We start from the raw sequence: 13510 nt of genomic DNA, 5'->3' as shown, positions 1-13510 counted from the left end.
TTTGATTTTTGCAACAAAATGAATTCGATAACCATCAAAGATTTCTACAAGGATATATTAGGCGAAAGCTGTCCTGATATAAATCAGTTTCTGAACGATAACCTTCATAAAGACGTTGGTCATTTTAACATATTTGATATTTCTGAAATCTCAAAAACCTGTACTTCAAAAACAGGAATGCCTTATAATAGGAGAACTTATTACAAAATAAGTTTAATTAATGGCAAAAATAAAGTGGAATATGCCGACAAAACAATCGAGATTGAAGATTGTGCCGTGTTGTTTGCATCACCAAAAATCCCATACAATTACACGCATCTATGTACCGATCAATCCGGGCATTTCTGTGTATTTACAAAAGATTTTTTACCCGCTTCAAAAATTGGTTTAGAAATCGATAATCTTCCGGTTTTTTCTCCCCAGAGTGATTTTGTTTATCAAATTTCTATAGAACAATATCAAAAATTCGAATCCGTATTCCTTAAAATACATGATGAAATCAATTCAGATTATGCCTATAAATACGATTTGCTAAGAAATTACTTGATGGAACTGGTTCATTTCGGTCAGAAATTGAAACCGATTACGCCAATTGCAAACAACATAACAGCTGCTTCCCGAACCACCACATTGTTTATAGAATTATTGGAAAGACAATTCCCCATTGAAAATATCAGCCACCTGTTACAGTTGAAAACACCAGCAGATTTTGCCGGAATTTTAGGCGTTCACGTCAATCACCTTAACAGGGTACTAAAAGATACCACCGGAAAAACAACAGGCGAGATCATTGGAAGCCGTATTTTTCAGGAAGCCAAAATGCTGCTCACGCAAACACAATGGAATGTTTCAGAAATCGCCTTCACATTAGGCTTTGAAGAAGTTGCCCATTTTTCGAATTTTTTTAAAAAATATGGTAAACAGTCGCCACAACATTTTAGAGAACATGTTCTTGTTTGATTTTTACAAATTTTCATTTGATTTCTGCAAATCTGCTAATGCTTTTATGTTGAACTTCGTATTGTTAATTTAAACAATAAAAAGATGGCAAATAAAATAGCACTTGTAACAGGCGCAAGCCGTGGATTAGGTAAAGATTCAGCAATAGCATTGGCAAATAAAGGGTTTGATATCATTCTAACCTACCAAACTAAAAAAGAGGCTGCAAATGAAGTAGTAAAAGAAATTGAAAACATCGGACAAAAAGCTTTTGCATTGCCCCTTGATATTTCATCAACAGCTGGTTTTGATCAGTTTGTAACAGATGTTAAAGCGGTTTTAAATACTGAATTCGCTGATGCAAAATTAAGCGCATTGGTGAACAATGCGGGTATCGGCATCAATCAAAGTTTCGAAACCACAACAGAAGAAACTTTGGATGCCATGACGAATATCCACTTCAAAGGTCCTTTTTTCTTAACTCAAAAATTGTTGCCTTTATTAAATGATGCCAGTAGCATTGTAAATACTTCTTCTGGTTTGGCAAGATTTTCTTTTGCCGGTTACGCGGCCTATGGAGCCATGAAAGCAGCAATCGATTCACTGTCAAGATACCAGGCCGTAGAATTGGGAAGCAGAAAAATCAGAGTAAATTCCATTGCACCAGGAGCAATAGAAACAGATTTTGGCGGCGGTGCGGTTCGCGATAGTGCAGAATACAATCAATTGGTTTCTTCGCAAACTGCATTGGGAAGAGTTGGTTTGCCTGATGATATTGGCAGTGTTGTTGCCTTTCTTTGTTCTGATGATTCTAAGTGGATCAACGCACAAAGAATAGAAGTATCTGGTGGATTTAGGATATAAAATTCTTCATTAGAAAACACAAAAAATCCCATTCAACAAAGTTGAATGGGATTTTTTTCGCAGTAAGATTAGTATTTAAGTATGCTTACTGATTCTAATGAAAATCTTATAAATCAGTTTTTTAATTTTCTAAATCTTGAAATGTATTGATACTAAAATTAATCTTCGCAAAATTATTTTTTAGCTTTAAGGTTCAATCCAATTTCTACATCTTTCGAAATTATCCAGTTCTCAGGACTGCCTTCAGCTTTATAATTGATGCCCCAGGCACTTCTATCAATGATAAACTTAGCCGTAGCGCTTACACCCGTGGCAGAAACTTCAACCTTTGATGGAAAAGTAATGTTTAATGTACTGTCTTTAAGGGTTAAATTTCCGCTGATTAAATAATTAGGATCAGTTAATAAGCTTGAGGGTTGAGCACCAGTGAATTTTTCAACTTTGGTGATCACGAATTTTGCAGTCGGATATTTTGCAACGTCAAAAAAATCTGGACTTTTTAAATGCCCTTCCAAATCACTGGCTTTTTTATCTTTTTCAGTAACCGAAGCCGGATCAACTTTTAATGCACCAAGGTTGATTACAAATTCGCCACCGCTCAAAGAATCTTTATCCACCAAAATATTACCAGAACTAACACTTATTTTTCCCCAACGTGGTGCCAAACCACCTTTATGCGTGGCTTTCCAATCAACAGAAGTCGCAGCAGTATCAAGCGTTAAACTTTCACCTTTTTGCGCTGTTTCTGTTTGCGCTGTAGATGTTTTCGCATTATCACTAGAAGATCCTCCGCAAGATGCGAGTAAAAATAGCGCTGGAAGCGCAAAGAACAGTTTTTTCATGTCTTAAATTTTAAATTAACAATCAGGTTGATTTATATACTGATTTTGTCGTCAAAAGTAATGCCCAAAATTTATCTATTTATTGATGCATGATAATAAATTCTAGTACTCAACCGACAAAAAATAAGTATTTAAATTATGGTGAAGGTGCCGTTCATTCAATGTATGCAATTTAAAGGAATTAATTTTTATCTGTAATGTATCTTTATCTTAATATTGTAAGACTGCCAGATATGGGACTACAGTTATTACTTACTTTTATTTGATAATAATATATTCCAGCAGGCAACTCAACGCCATTAATTTTTCCATCAAAAGGATATTGATATTTTTGAGACTCAAAAACCTTATTACCATTTCTATTAAAAATCTTAACGGAAACATTTGGGTAACTTTCAATATTCTTTAAAACCCAAGTATCATTAATCCCATCTCCGTTAGGCGATATTGTGTTTGGAATATTATAGAGATTGAAGCCAACTGTAACCTTTACCTCCATTTTTTCACTTTCGCAGTCACCCTTAAATTGTGTAACATAATAACTTCTATTTTGCGTTACGTTGATATTAAAACGACCAGATTTCTCTTCCATTAAAATGCTAGAATCTCCCAAATCGTCATACAATCGATAGCTAAATTCGGAAGAAACGTTATTCACAATTAATACTACTTCCCCTGGAGCACATATCTGTAAACCATTAACGTTTGGAAGTGAAATAACTTTGGGATGCTCCGTAATTGAATAACTATAAGTTTTTTCGCAATCAACAAAATCTTTAACCTTTAGCTTATAAATACCAGCTCTCAATCCACTAATGTTTTCAACTTGGCTTAAAACTTTTCCTTTATCATCAATCCATTGAAAAGAAAAAGGCGGTTTTCCAGTAAAACTAATACCGTAAATGCTACCTAAGCCAAGTCCACAAAAATCATTGGTGATTAATGCATGTGTATCATTTAAAATAATCTCCGGTTCTAGCAAGACCGTGTAATCTGAATAAAATTTTTCGCAGCCATTCTGATCTGATAAATATAGACTATATGTAGCAGCAACAAGGTTCTGTATAGAAGAGGATTTTTCACTGAGTTGTAAATTGCGTTCTTTATTTATCCAGCGATATGAATAGACGGGGACTAAAAAAGTAACTTGAATAGAGCCATTAGCATTTCCACATTTGGCATTCTTAATTTGAACAACTGGTACCCCATAGTTTGTGTTATTTTGAAGGTTGGGGATAGTGTAAACTTTAGTTCTCCTAGTACAATATTCATTTCCAGCTACTAAATAATAGCTACCTGATAAAACATTTTCTAAGTCTGGAGATGATTTTTTCGAAACAAAATTATTTTGACTGTCATACCATCCAAAGCTAGTTGCCCCAGAAATTTTTATCCCGGTAATGGAACCATTTTGATTACTACATGATGATGGATGTATAATACCAATATCAGAAATTGTTATACCATTTAATTCGGGGATTGTAAAAATTGACGAGATTACAGTGCCACAGTTACCACTATTCGAAACCTCTAAAAAGTAATTTCCAGCTGGTTGATTGATGAGATCTTTTGCATAAGATACAATTTTCCCCTCACTGTTTTTCCAATTATAAAGTGGTGGCACATCACTATTAATTACAATTCCTTTCACAGAACCATCTTTATTTCCACAATTAGTTGAGGTTATTACTGCAGATTTTTCATCGATCTCCACTCCTCCAATGTTTATAAATTTTATTGGCCCATATGTAACTGCACAAGTGTTATTTTCTAAGCTTGCAGTAAAAGTGTAAATCCCGGGCTTAATGTTATCTAAATCAAATGCTTGAGTAATATCTTGGCCTAACTCGTTTTTCCAACTTAGCTTCCACCGATCAGATGAGTAATTAGATACAACTAATCCTCTAAGAGATCCATTTGCTTTCCCACATGAAGGATTTGTGATAATAACATTGCTAGCATCAATTACAATATTTTTCTTTACCTCAAAATATCCAGTTTCAACTGGACAATCTATACCGATAACCTGTAATTTATACTTACCTGGCGGAACATTTCTCAAGTCGCTCTGAGTGCCGACTACTCTACCTTCAATATCTACCCATTGAACGGGAGCAGAAGTTTTTGGAAGTGCCCCTAGAATCGAACCTGTGTTACCACAAGTACTCACTGTATAGGTTTTTGAAATATCAATAACTGTACGTGTAAATTCGGAAGTTGAATTGTTATATGTCGCTGAAGCTATTACCGCACCTGTAATATTGCCTTTGTATTCCCAATTTCCGTTAGCATCTGTGGTAGTTGAAGCAAAATAAGTTTGAGGAGAACAGGTTCCACATTTATCATTATAAAACAATTCAATTATAGAGTTAGGAGTTGCGGTACCTTTAACCTGTGTAGCATTAGCCATATCCAAACTGATCTTAGTAATTGGACGGTAAGTTTCCAGTTCAATCATTGGGTAAGCATTTACCGTACAAAAGAAGCTATTCTTCTTTACCGCAACTACTGAGTAAGGCCAAACCATAACAGGCTTACAATAAGCAATGTAATTGGCATCGGTAGGATCATCGCCCCCTATAAGTACTTGATCTGCATAATAAACGAAAATCCCTACTCCTCCAACCGGTAATTTTTTGGTTAAAGTTCTATCTGTGCCGATGTAATTCCGCCTTAAGGTTACCAGTTTACCGATATTACTTACTTGGATACCATAAGTTTGAGTGCTTGAAACTACATTATCTTCCAATATGATGGTACTTTTTCCGTTCGGGGTAATTGTTGCTAACCAAATTCCCCTAGAAAAACTATAGCCTTGAGTAATATTATAATCTACCCCGATTTTATTATTTGCGATAGTAACGTCAGCAGGCAGTGTGTAACCTCTATCCCTCGGATTAGTAGATTCTGAAGTATTGGCCTGATACAATACAAACCCTGCCGGAATTAAATTACCTTCTTTCTCCTTTCCGCCAAAAATAACTTTTCCATAAAGATAGTTAGCTTGTAGTGCTCGTTGCTCATTTTGGGGTATGGTAAATCCATCAGCCTCCACTCCAATAAAATTATCCTGAATGGTAATATTTTCCGAATAATAATAACTTGATGATGTTTCAGGAATGTTAAAACCAATATTTTCATAGAAACCAGCAATTACATTACCTTTTCCAGCTGCTCCGATGCGAATATTTGTGCAGTTTTTGATTGATATCGCTTGCCAATAAGTCCTTTTACCCATTGGATTATAGGCTAGTGGATTATGAATGTAAAAACCATAAATCTCTATGTCTCTAACCTCTCGCAGCGCAAAACCATAATAAGTTTCCTGAAAAGGAAATTCTGTTGAAATCTTTATTTTTGCAGAGCTAATTCCAAAATTTAACCCTGGTTGGGTTGAGGCATCAATAACTAAATTTGAAGATACGTTTGGCAATTGGGTTATTAAAGTAATCGTTCTTCCAATTTCCGTATGATCAAGAATATTGAACAGAATTATATCTTGTTCTGCGTTGCCATTATTAGCGGCAAAACTAAGTGCTTCTCTTAATGTTCCAGGGCCAGAATCCCCCTTACTTGTTACAATAAAAGTTGCAGCATATCCTGTAAAAAACAGAAGCTGTAAAATAATGGAGAGAGTTATTTTTTTGATAATGATTGTTGAGTTAAATTTTGATTAGGTAATTCAAAGCTAGCAAAATATTATTGATGATGATAGTTAAATAAACCAATTATTAAATTGCATTACTTAGCATAAATACTGTATTAGTAGCTAGAAATTTGATTGAAATTATTTTAATTGGAAAGTGAGTTCATATTTTTTGAATGCTTATTCTATGTGCTCTTCAACAATTCAATAACATTGTTCATTATTCCCATTCCTACAAATGCGCTCTCAAATGAACTTCAAACCACCGCTTAAATAATACCGCATTTCGCTGACTCACAAAATAATGAGTGTCTTCAAACTGAGCCTTTAAAAACACTTTCGGTATATTCGATTCACTGGGCCGGTAATGGCTGATAATTTCCCAATGTAAAATAGTCGAACGATTAATTTAAAAATAGCTTCCCCACGCAAATTGGCTATACTATCTTTGATAGACAAATTCCTATTGAACTTGCTACCACCGTACTATATTGCATAATGATGTTTCTGGTTACTAAAAAAACACAGTCATTTTGTGGGCAAATAGATTGAATTGGCCATCTGCTAAACTTTACATCAATAATCACTATTTCACTTAATGTTATCCTGATAACTTAACAAAAGATTTATTGATTATTCATTAATGGATAAATTTTCTTAGCTCTTTTAATAATATAATCCGCTTGATCATGATTAAATGAATTCAGCTACTGATATGGCCATTTTTGTTGCTTTTTCACATAAGGAAGTAACCATTTTACCGCAGCTTCTATACCTGAACCTTTGGCGTTTTTTTTATTCCAAAGATCAACATCAACATTTTCGGATAATCGGGCCAGTTTTAGCCAGCCATCGAGGTTCATATTTACGTAATCCCATGAATTCGTCCTTGCGGTTTCCAGCGGCTGTCTCCCCTCCTCATCAAATTGAATTTCAAGTCTCGGTAACGTTATTTCATCAATGGTTTTTTTAGCCAGTATCTCGTCTCCCAAAAATTGAGCAAAGTCTATTACCTGCAGGTCGTAATTGGTACCATGATTATTTTTCTCCAATTTTTCACCCTTGCCATTAGGGCTATTCAGCAGCCATTTTAAATAAGCACCAAACCATAATTTAACCACGTTAATGGTTTGAGGAACCATAAATTTACTTTCTTGCAAAAGTGCCAGTGCTTCAGGAATATCAATCAAACCTCTGGTTTCAATTATGCCTATTCCACGCCCATCATTTAAGCCAGTAATGTATTGGGCATAGGTAAAATTGGGATTCATTTTAGTATCTGGATTGATAAAAAAAAACCTTTACAATCTCATCTGCTTGTTTTGCATATTTCTCATCCCCAGAGAGATAAAAGCCCATCGCCAGGTCATTCAGTACCTCGGTTAAGTCTCCCAGCTGTTTACGATCATTAAGTTTATAAATTTCAGGATTTCTTCTACCATCTTTACGAATATAAGGCTCCCCATTTCCTTTACTTGGATCAGGCCACCAATAGGGTGCCTGACTCAGGTAATCGTGAATATCACCAGAAGGTGCAAGTTTCGTTTTATTGAAAGTAACTGAAAATGGTCCTTTGAGCAATGCAGCTTCAGCTTTACTCATTAACTTTTCATTTCCTTTTAGCAGATACTGTTGCTTGGTAGCCTTCACCTCTGATTCATCACTAATTAAAAATTTTTGCTTTTGTTGTCCGGAGGCATGTATCGATATAATAAAGAAAGCCATGCATAAAAGAATATTGAATCGAGTCATTATCTACTGCTATTTACCAAATGGGACAGGTTCTCAAGGAACACTAGCGACGCCTACCAGACCATTTCCGCACTGAACAAAACGGGCATCGATCCGCAGGCCATCGAGCAGCCACTCGACTTGACGGTTCCAGAAAACAAAATGATGCTTGCCGTTTACCTTACAACGCCAGAGATCGAAAACGACAGGCGCGGACTTAACTCCAAGGCTGGGATCAGGCAGGCCAAAAAGGAAGGCAGATGGACTGGCAAGGCGCCATTGGGATACATTAACCGAACGGCAGAAACGGGAAGGAATACATTGCCCCGATTGAACCCCAAGCCTCGCTGATGAAATGGGTATTCAGGGAACTTGAGCGTGGAAACTTCTCTGGAGAGAACATCCTCAATGCCGCAAGGGAAAAGGGGCTGGAATGCAGTAAGAATAATTTCTATACCTGTATCAGGAACACGATGTACTGCGGCCGGATCGTGGTGCCCAGATACAAGGATGAGCCAGAGCGAACAGTTCAGGGGCAGCACGAGGCACTGATTACTGAGACGCAGTTCTACAACGTCCAGCAAATACTGGATTCAAGGAAGCGCGAAACTGGTGTTGCTATCACTACGCCAAGCGAAATTGTCCTGAGGGGATTTCTGATGTGTCCCAACTGCGGCAAGTCGCTCACGGCAAGTTCGTCGAGGGGAAAAAAGGGATATTACACCTATTACCATTGCACATCCAACTGTGGCTCCCGTTTTCGCGCTGAAAAGGTGAATGCAGATTTTGAGACCGAACTCTTGAAATACCTGCCAAGGGAAGGAGTGGCTGAACTGTTCATCAAGACAATTACAGACCAGTACAAAAGCCAAACATTTTCGATTATTGATGACCGTAAGGATTACATCAAACAGATCGAGGACCTGAACAAAAAGATTGATCATGGACGTGGCTGTTATTGGACGGAGACATCGAGGGCGGCGATTTCCAGGTTATCAAAAGTGACTGCAACAAAAGGATAGAAATCCTGGAAGCGAGGTTAAATGACCTCAATGTGGAGAATGCAGCAGTGCTGGACATGGCTGGTTTACTCCAAAAAGCTATGCGGAATATTGAAAAACTGGACCTTTTTTATGACAAATCCTCGGTCGAGGGAAAAGATATCTGATCAGTTTCTTGTTTCAGCAGAAATTGACGTATGAAAATGGCACTTATCGAACACTTTTGATGAACGAAATAGCACAACATATCTATCTTGAAAACAAGGAATTAGGAGACAAAAAAAGGGGCAAAAGATTGTTAAAAATCTCTTGCCCCATAAAGGGTGGCTGATGGGGCTCGAACCCACGACCCTCGGCACCACAAACCAATACTCTAACCAGCTGAGCTACAGCCACCGTGTTTTTTAGTGTCACAAAAGTACGACTTTTAATATTCCTTGCAAATATTTTTATCAAAGTTTTAATAACATTTTTTTAATTGGCTAAAATTCAATTATTTGAAATGAAAATATTTTATCACCAATGCACAATACAGCTTATTTTAATCATAAAAACATAACTTTACGGCATTATATGATCGAAATTTACACAGACGGAGCAGCAAGCGGAAACCCCGGCCCAGGTGGTTATGGAACAATTTTAAGGGCAGGCCAGCATTATAAAGAATTAAGTGGCGGCTTCAGGATGACCACCAACAACAGGATGGAATTGCTGGCAGTAATAAAGGGCCTGGAAGCATTAAAAAGCCTCAACCAACAGGTAACCGTTTATTCTGATTCTAAATATGTGGTAGATGCCGTAGAAAAAAAATGGCTTTTTAGTTGGGTAACTAAAAATTTTAAAGACAAAAAGAACAAAGACCTATGGATTCGATTTCTCGAACTGTATAAACTCCATAAAGTAAAATTTATCTGGATAAAAGGCCACAACGATCATCCTGAGAATGAACGTTGCGACAGATTAGCAGTTTTCGCCGCTCAAGACAGGCAGAACCTGGCAATTGATACTTTTTTCGAAGCAGAACGCAATAAAGCAACTTTACTTTAACCGATAAATTGATTAATCTATTCCACCAACAACACCCAGATCTTCCAATTTGGTTTCCACATGTTCTTCAACTGAAATAGATTTTGCGGTATAAAGCAACATCATTTCTTCTGCTTTCTCCACCATTTTTAACGATCCGATAAATACAGGTACGCGTTGATGAACTGCCGTAGGCTGGATTTCCAATATACGCTCAAAACCTGTTGTAGCCTTCCCTCCTGCCTGCTCAATAATAAAGGCCATCGGGTTACATTCATAAAGCAATCGCAATTTACCTTCTGGCGAGCGGGCAGTAGTTGGGTAAATATAAATACCGCCATTAATTAAACTCCTGTGGATATCGCCAACCATCGAACCAATATATCGGGAAGTATATGGGCGATCGGTAGCATCATCCTCTACCTGACAATATTTAATGTATTTCTTCACACCTTCTGGGAAGTGAACATAATTTCCTTCATTAATCGAATAGGTAACTCCCGTTTCCGGGATTCGCATTTCTGGATGCGACAGGCAAAACTCTCCAATCGATGGATCTAAAGTAAAACCGTTAACCCCTTTGCCAGTACTGTAAACCAACATCGTAGAAGAGCCATAAATAATATATCCGGCGGCTACCTGTTCGGTACCCTTCTGTAAAACATCGTCAATACCTGCTCTGCCTTCTAACGATTTTCTGCGATAGATAGAAAAAACGGTTCCTACCGCAACATTCACATCAGTGTTTGATGAGCCATCCATGGGATCTATGCACACAATATATTTTGCATTTTGCGAAACCGGAGATTCAATATGGATGATCTCCTCTTCTTCTTCACTCGCAATGATACAACATTCACCGCCACTGGTTAAGGCGGCGATAAATTGCTGATCGGCATAAACATCTAACTTTTTCTGTTTTTCACCTTGAATGTTGGTGGTACCCACATGGCCGATCATATCAACCAAACCAGCTTTGTTAATCTCCCGATTTACAATTTTAGCGGCAATGGCAATATCTCTCAATAATCTGGAAAGTTCACCTTTCGCATAAGGGAAATCTGCCTGTTTTTCTATAATAAATTGTCCTAATGTTTTCACGCCGCAATCCATACTTAGTGTATATTTTACATTATCTACCCGATAACTCTATAACCTCTAAGGTATGAATATTTTCATCAGTTATGCAAAAACGAATCAAGGTTCTTACTTTATGCCAGCCATGTTTACCTGCTGCACCGGGGTTTATGTGTAAACATTTGATCTTTTCATCAAACATTACCTTTAAAATATGCGAATGGCCGGTAATAAATAACTTCGGAGGGTTAGTGTATATTTCTGGTTTTACAAAATTAGAATAACGACCGGGATAACCACCAATATGCGTCATCCATACATCCACCTGCTCGCACATAAAGCGGTTATGCTCCGGAAATTCATTCCTGATAGCTTGATCATCTATGTTTCCGAAAACACCACGCAATGGTTTAAATGCTGCTAAAGGAGCTGCTACATTTGGACCAAAATCACCAGCGTGCCAAATTTCATCCACCTGGTCAAAGTGTTTAAAAACAGCTTCATCCAGAAATCCATGAGTATCAGAAATTAAACCAATCTTTTTCATAATGTAAAGAGAATTGTAAAGTATGGGGTAAACATTCGCACCTATCTAAGAAAAAATATACCAATTTATCCAAAATTCAAATCGCAGAAATATTTTATACTAAAACCAGCAATTCCAATTTTGCCGACAAAATTTACGACCGTAGAGATTTTTTTCCTATACGATCTTATCATAACTGAATTAAAATGCCAGGAAAAAATCTTTTAATAACTTCTTATATTGTAGGGTATGCTCACCACGCGATTCGTATATATAAAAATTGCTTTCATCCAGCAAATCACCAACCCTGCTCAAACATATTATTTGCCTGAAAGTGGCCTTTTGTACATCAGAATGAATGTTGATACGAACCCTGATTGTCAACTGGTAATTTTTAGCCACCGCAATAACTTCTTCAGCCTGTTTTATCGGAAGAATGAACCATAAGCTCCCGGATTCACTTAATAACTCATTTGATTTTTCAACCAATAAACCAAAAAAATCATCACTGGCATGCCTGGCCAGGCCTTTTCTTACTTCTTCATTTTTGAGATCATTAACAAAAAAAGGAGGATTGGAAACAATCAAATCAAATCTTTCAGGATGATGATATTTTTCGATGGCGATATGATTAACTGATAATCGCTCTGAAAAAGCGGAATTGGCAAAATTCTTTCCAGCGGTTTCGGCTGCTTGCTGATCAATTTCTACAGCACAAACATCAGCTTCAGGATAACGCTGTGCCAACATCAGCCCAATAACCCCGGTACCGGCTCCAATATCCAATATCTTTTTAGGATGATGATGATGAACCAGGGCAGCGAGCAAAACCCCATCCGTATTGATGCGCATGGCACAACCGGTCTGATCAACCTCAAATTGCTTGAATTTAAAAACGCTCATTTGTAATCCCTAAAACCTTGCACCAATTCTTATCGGAAGAAAAATAGATTGATGTACAAACCTAAACCCTGCTTTCAACTGCAATCCTATCTTTTTGGAAATTCGATATTCAATTCCTGCACCAAAATCCACAAAAGAATCAGTAGAGCCATTATCATATTGATTATTGATGTGGCTTTGCCCGATCTTCAAATTGAATAGCGGCGAAACTTTATCCTTCGAAGTAGCGAATTCTAAATCGCCAAAGAAAGAATACCCGCTAATCCCTTCATAATTAAGGTAACCAACGCCAAATCCTAAACGGAGGTTATCTTTAAAACTTATCCCATTGATAATACTTAAATCTAAACCACTTTGATTGTTATTTAATTGATATCCTCTCCAACCAGGGCCTGGGTCTACCCTAATAGGTCTGGAAAGAAAAATCTGACGACCAATCTCCACCTTTCCTGTATATTTTATTTGTGCATTACCTTCCAAAGAGACCAACCCAAACACCAGGCTAAACAAAAATTTCTTCATATTGAGCGTAATTTAAATGATTTATCTTTCATATAATTCTAAGGGCAACCCATCTGGATCAGCAAAAAAAGTAAATCTTTTCTCTGTAAACTCATCCACCCGAATGGCTTCTGTAACAATGCCATTGGCATTTAAGCGATCAATTTCGAAATCAATATCATCCACCTCAAAAGCCAAATGACGTAAACCCTGAGCTTCTGGTTGCGATGGCCTTGCAGGAGGGTTTTCAAAGGAAAATAACTCAATCTGATATAATCCGTTCACTACTAAATCCAGTTTGTACGATTTCCGCTCCTTGCGGTAAACTTCTGCCAGAATTGTAAAACCCAGTTTATTAACGTAAAAATCTTTCGACTTTTCGTAATCAGCACAAATAATAGCAATATGATGAATGCGGTTAAACATAATTAATAATTGAATTTTGAATTAAAAA

The 13510-nt window shown here is 37.0% G+C and carries 14 protein-coding genes and 1 tRNA gene; 5 read left to right on the top strand and 10 right to left on the bottom strand.

Annotated features, from left to right (window positions below; translation table 11 throughout):
• Positions 1 to 18: 18 nt before the first annotated feature.
• Positions 19 to 960 (top strand): AraC family transcriptional regulator, encoded by a 942-nt coding sequence (locus LUA91_RS01040; protein WP_231424095.1) that lies wholly within the window; start codon positions 19 to 21, stop codon positions 958 to 960.
• A gap of 84 nt (positions 961 to 1044) precedes the next feature.
• Positions 1045 to 1803, top strand: a complete 759-nt coding sequence (locus LUA91_RS01035) for an SDR family NAD(P)-dependent oxidoreductase (protein WP_231424094.1) — start codon at positions 1045 to 1047, stop codon at positions 1801 to 1803.
• 173 nt (positions 1804 to 1976) lie between these two features.
• Here LUA91_RS01035 and LUA91_RS01030 read toward each other — a convergent pair whose 3' ends face one another.
• The 4 genes from LUA91_RS01030 to LUA91_RS20645 form a co-directional block, all read right to left on the bottom strand.
• The gene (locus tag LUA91_RS01030; RefSeq protein ID WP_231424093.1) at positions 1977 to 2645 is read right to left on the bottom strand and encodes a YceI family protein; all 669 of its coding nucleotides are present in this window, start codon (positions 2643 to 2645) and stop codon (positions 1977 to 1979) included.
• 205 nt (positions 2646 to 2850) lie between these two features.
• Positions 2851 to 6078, bottom strand: coding sequence for a gliding motility-associated C-terminal domain-containing protein (locus LUA91_RS01025; RefSeq protein ID WP_231424092.1), 3228 nt, complete (start codon positions 6076 to 6078; stop codon positions 2851 to 2853).
• A gap of 920 nt (positions 6079 to 6998) precedes the next feature.
• Positions 6999 to 7562, bottom strand: coding sequence for an alginate lyase family protein (locus LUA91_RS20650; RefSeq protein ID WP_255717734.1), 564 nt, complete (start codon positions 7560 to 7562; stop codon positions 6999 to 7001).
• A gap of 1 nt (position 7563) precedes the next feature.
• Entirely contained in the window at positions 7564 to 8016 is a 453-nt protein-coding gene (locus tag LUA91_RS20645; protein WP_255717733.1) for an alginate lyase family protein, read from the bottom strand.
• Between the two features lie 12 nt (positions 8017 to 8028).
• Between LUA91_RS20645 and LUA91_RS20710 the strand changes: the two genes are divergently transcribed.
• Together LUA91_RS20710 and LUA91_RS01015 are read left to right on the top strand one after the other, a co-directional pair.
• On the top strand, positions 8029 to 8373 hold the full coding sequence (locus tag LUA91_RS20710) for a recombinase family protein (protein WP_370633584.1): 345 nt from the start codon (positions 8029 to 8031) through the stop codon (positions 8371 to 8373).
• Positions 8373 to 9044 (top strand): recombinase family protein, encoded by a 672-nt coding sequence (locus LUA91_RS01015; RefSeq protein ID WP_231424091.1) that lies wholly within the window; start codon positions 8373 to 8375, stop codon positions 9042 to 9044. The genes LUA91_RS20710 and LUA91_RS01015 overlap by 1 nt, the downstream gene beginning before the upstream one ends.
• A gap of 301 nt (positions 9045 to 9345) precedes the next feature.
• Here LUA91_RS01015 and LUA91_RS01010 read toward each other — a convergent pair.
• Positions 9346 to 9419 (bottom strand) — tRNA-His (locus tag LUA91_RS01010).
• A 177-nt stretch (positions 9420 to 9596) separates the two neighbouring features.
• On the opposite strand from LUA91_RS01010, the gene rnhA reads away from it, so the two are divergent.
• Positions 9597 to 10070 carry a ribonuclease HI gene (gene rnhA, locus LUA91_RS01005; protein ID WP_231424090.1) on the top strand — a complete coding sequence of 158 codons (474 nt, stop codon included), beginning with the start codon at positions 9597 to 9599 and terminating at the stop codon, positions 10068 to 10070.
• Positions 10071 to 10082: 12 nt separating this feature from the next.
• Here the strand turns inward: rnhA and fbp are convergent, their stop codons facing one another.
• The 5 genes from fbp to LUA91_RS00980 all read right to left on the bottom strand — a co-directional run bounded on the left by fbp (position 10083) and on the right by LUA91_RS00980 (position 13482).
• The gene (gene fbp / locus LUA91_RS01000; RefSeq protein ID WP_231424089.1) at positions 10083 to 11162 is read right to left on the bottom strand and encodes a class 1 fructose-bisphosphatase; all 1080 of its coding nucleotides are present in this window, start codon (positions 11160 to 11162) and stop codon (positions 10083 to 10085) included.
• Positions 11163 to 11181: 19 nt separating this feature from the next.
• A complete protein-coding gene (locus LUA91_RS00995; RefSeq protein ID WP_231424088.1) occupies positions 11182 to 11673 on the bottom strand; it encodes a metallophosphoesterase in 492 nt (163 codons plus the stop codon).
• A 180-nt stretch (positions 11674 to 11853) separates the two neighbouring features.
• Positions 11854 to 12555, bottom strand: coding sequence for a tRNA1(Val) (adenine(37)-N6)-methyltransferase (locus LUA91_RS00990; protein WP_231424087.1), 702 nt, complete (start codon positions 12553 to 12555; stop codon positions 11854 to 11856).
• 9 nt (positions 12556 to 12564) lie between these two features.
• Positions 12565 to 13077: a hypothetical protein gene (locus tag LUA91_RS00985; RefSeq protein ID WP_231424086.1), complete on the bottom strand. Its 513-nt coding sequence runs from the start codon at positions 13075 to 13077 to the stop codon at positions 12565 to 12567.
• Between the two features lie 21 nt (positions 13078 to 13098).
• Positions 13099 to 13482: a VOC family protein gene (locus LUA91_RS00980; RefSeq protein ID WP_231424085.1), complete on the bottom strand. Its 384-nt coding sequence runs from the start codon at positions 13480 to 13482 to the stop codon at positions 13099 to 13101.
• Between the last annotated feature and the right edge of the window lie 28 nt (positions 13483 to 13510).

This window comes from Pedobacter sp. Leaf250 (assembly GCF_920984735.1).
In the GTDB taxonomy this organism is placed as follows: Bacteria; Bacteroidota; Bacteroidia; order Sphingobacteriales; family Sphingobacteriaceae; genus Pedobacter.
The sequence above is the reverse complement of the archived record's forward strand: the minus strand, read 5'-3'. Positions and strand labels throughout refer to the sequence as shown.

Excerpts from the sequence above, each read along its gene's own strand:
- LUA91_RS00985 (WP_231424086.1), bottom strand. The coding sequence starts at position 13,077 with ATGAAGAAATTTTTGTTTAGCCTGGTGTTTGGGTTGGTCTCTTTGGAA.
- LUA91_RS20645 (WP_255717733.1), bottom strand. The coding sequence starts at position 8,016 with ATGGCTTTCTTTATTATATCGATACATGCCTCCGGACAACAAAAGCAA.
- LUA91_RS01040 (WP_231424095.1), top strand. The coding sequence starts at position 19 with ATGAATTCGATAACCATCAAAGATTTCTACAAGGATATATTAGGCGAA.
- LUA91_RS20650 (WP_255717734.1), bottom strand. The coding sequence starts at position 7,562 with ATGAATCCCAATTTTACCTATGCCCAATACATTACTGGCTTAAATGAT.
- LUA91_RS01030 (WP_231424093.1), bottom strand. The coding sequence starts at position 2,645 with ATGAAAAAACTGTTCTTTGCGCTTCCAGCGCTATTTTTACTCGCATCT.
- LUA91_RS00980 (WP_231424085.1), bottom strand. The coding sequence starts at position 13,482 with ATGTTTAACCGCATTCATCATATTGCTATTATTTGTGCTGATTACGAA.
- LUA91_RS01035 (WP_231424094.1), top strand. The coding sequence starts at position 1,045 with ATGGCAAATAAAATAGCACTTGTAACAGGCGCAAGCCGTGGATTAGGT.
- fbp (WP_231424089.1), bottom strand. The coding sequence starts at position 11,162 with ATGGATTGCGGCGTGAAAACATTAGGACAATTTATTATAGAAAAACAG.
- LUA91_RS00990 (WP_231424087.1), bottom strand. The coding sequence starts at position 12,555 with ATGAGCGTTTTTAAATTCAAGCAATTTGAGGTTGATCAGACCGGTTGT.
- rnhA (WP_231424090.1), top strand. The coding sequence starts at position 9,597 with ATGATCGAAATTTACACAGACGGAGCAGCAAGCGGAAACCCCGGCCCA.
- LUA91_RS00995 (WP_231424088.1), bottom strand. The coding sequence starts at position 11,673 with ATGAAAAAGATTGGTTTAATTTCTGATACTCATGGATTTCTGGATGAA.
- LUA91_RS01015 (WP_231424091.1), top strand. The coding sequence starts at position 8,373 with ATGAAATGGGTATTCAGGGAACTTGAGCGTGGAAACTTCTCTGGAGAG.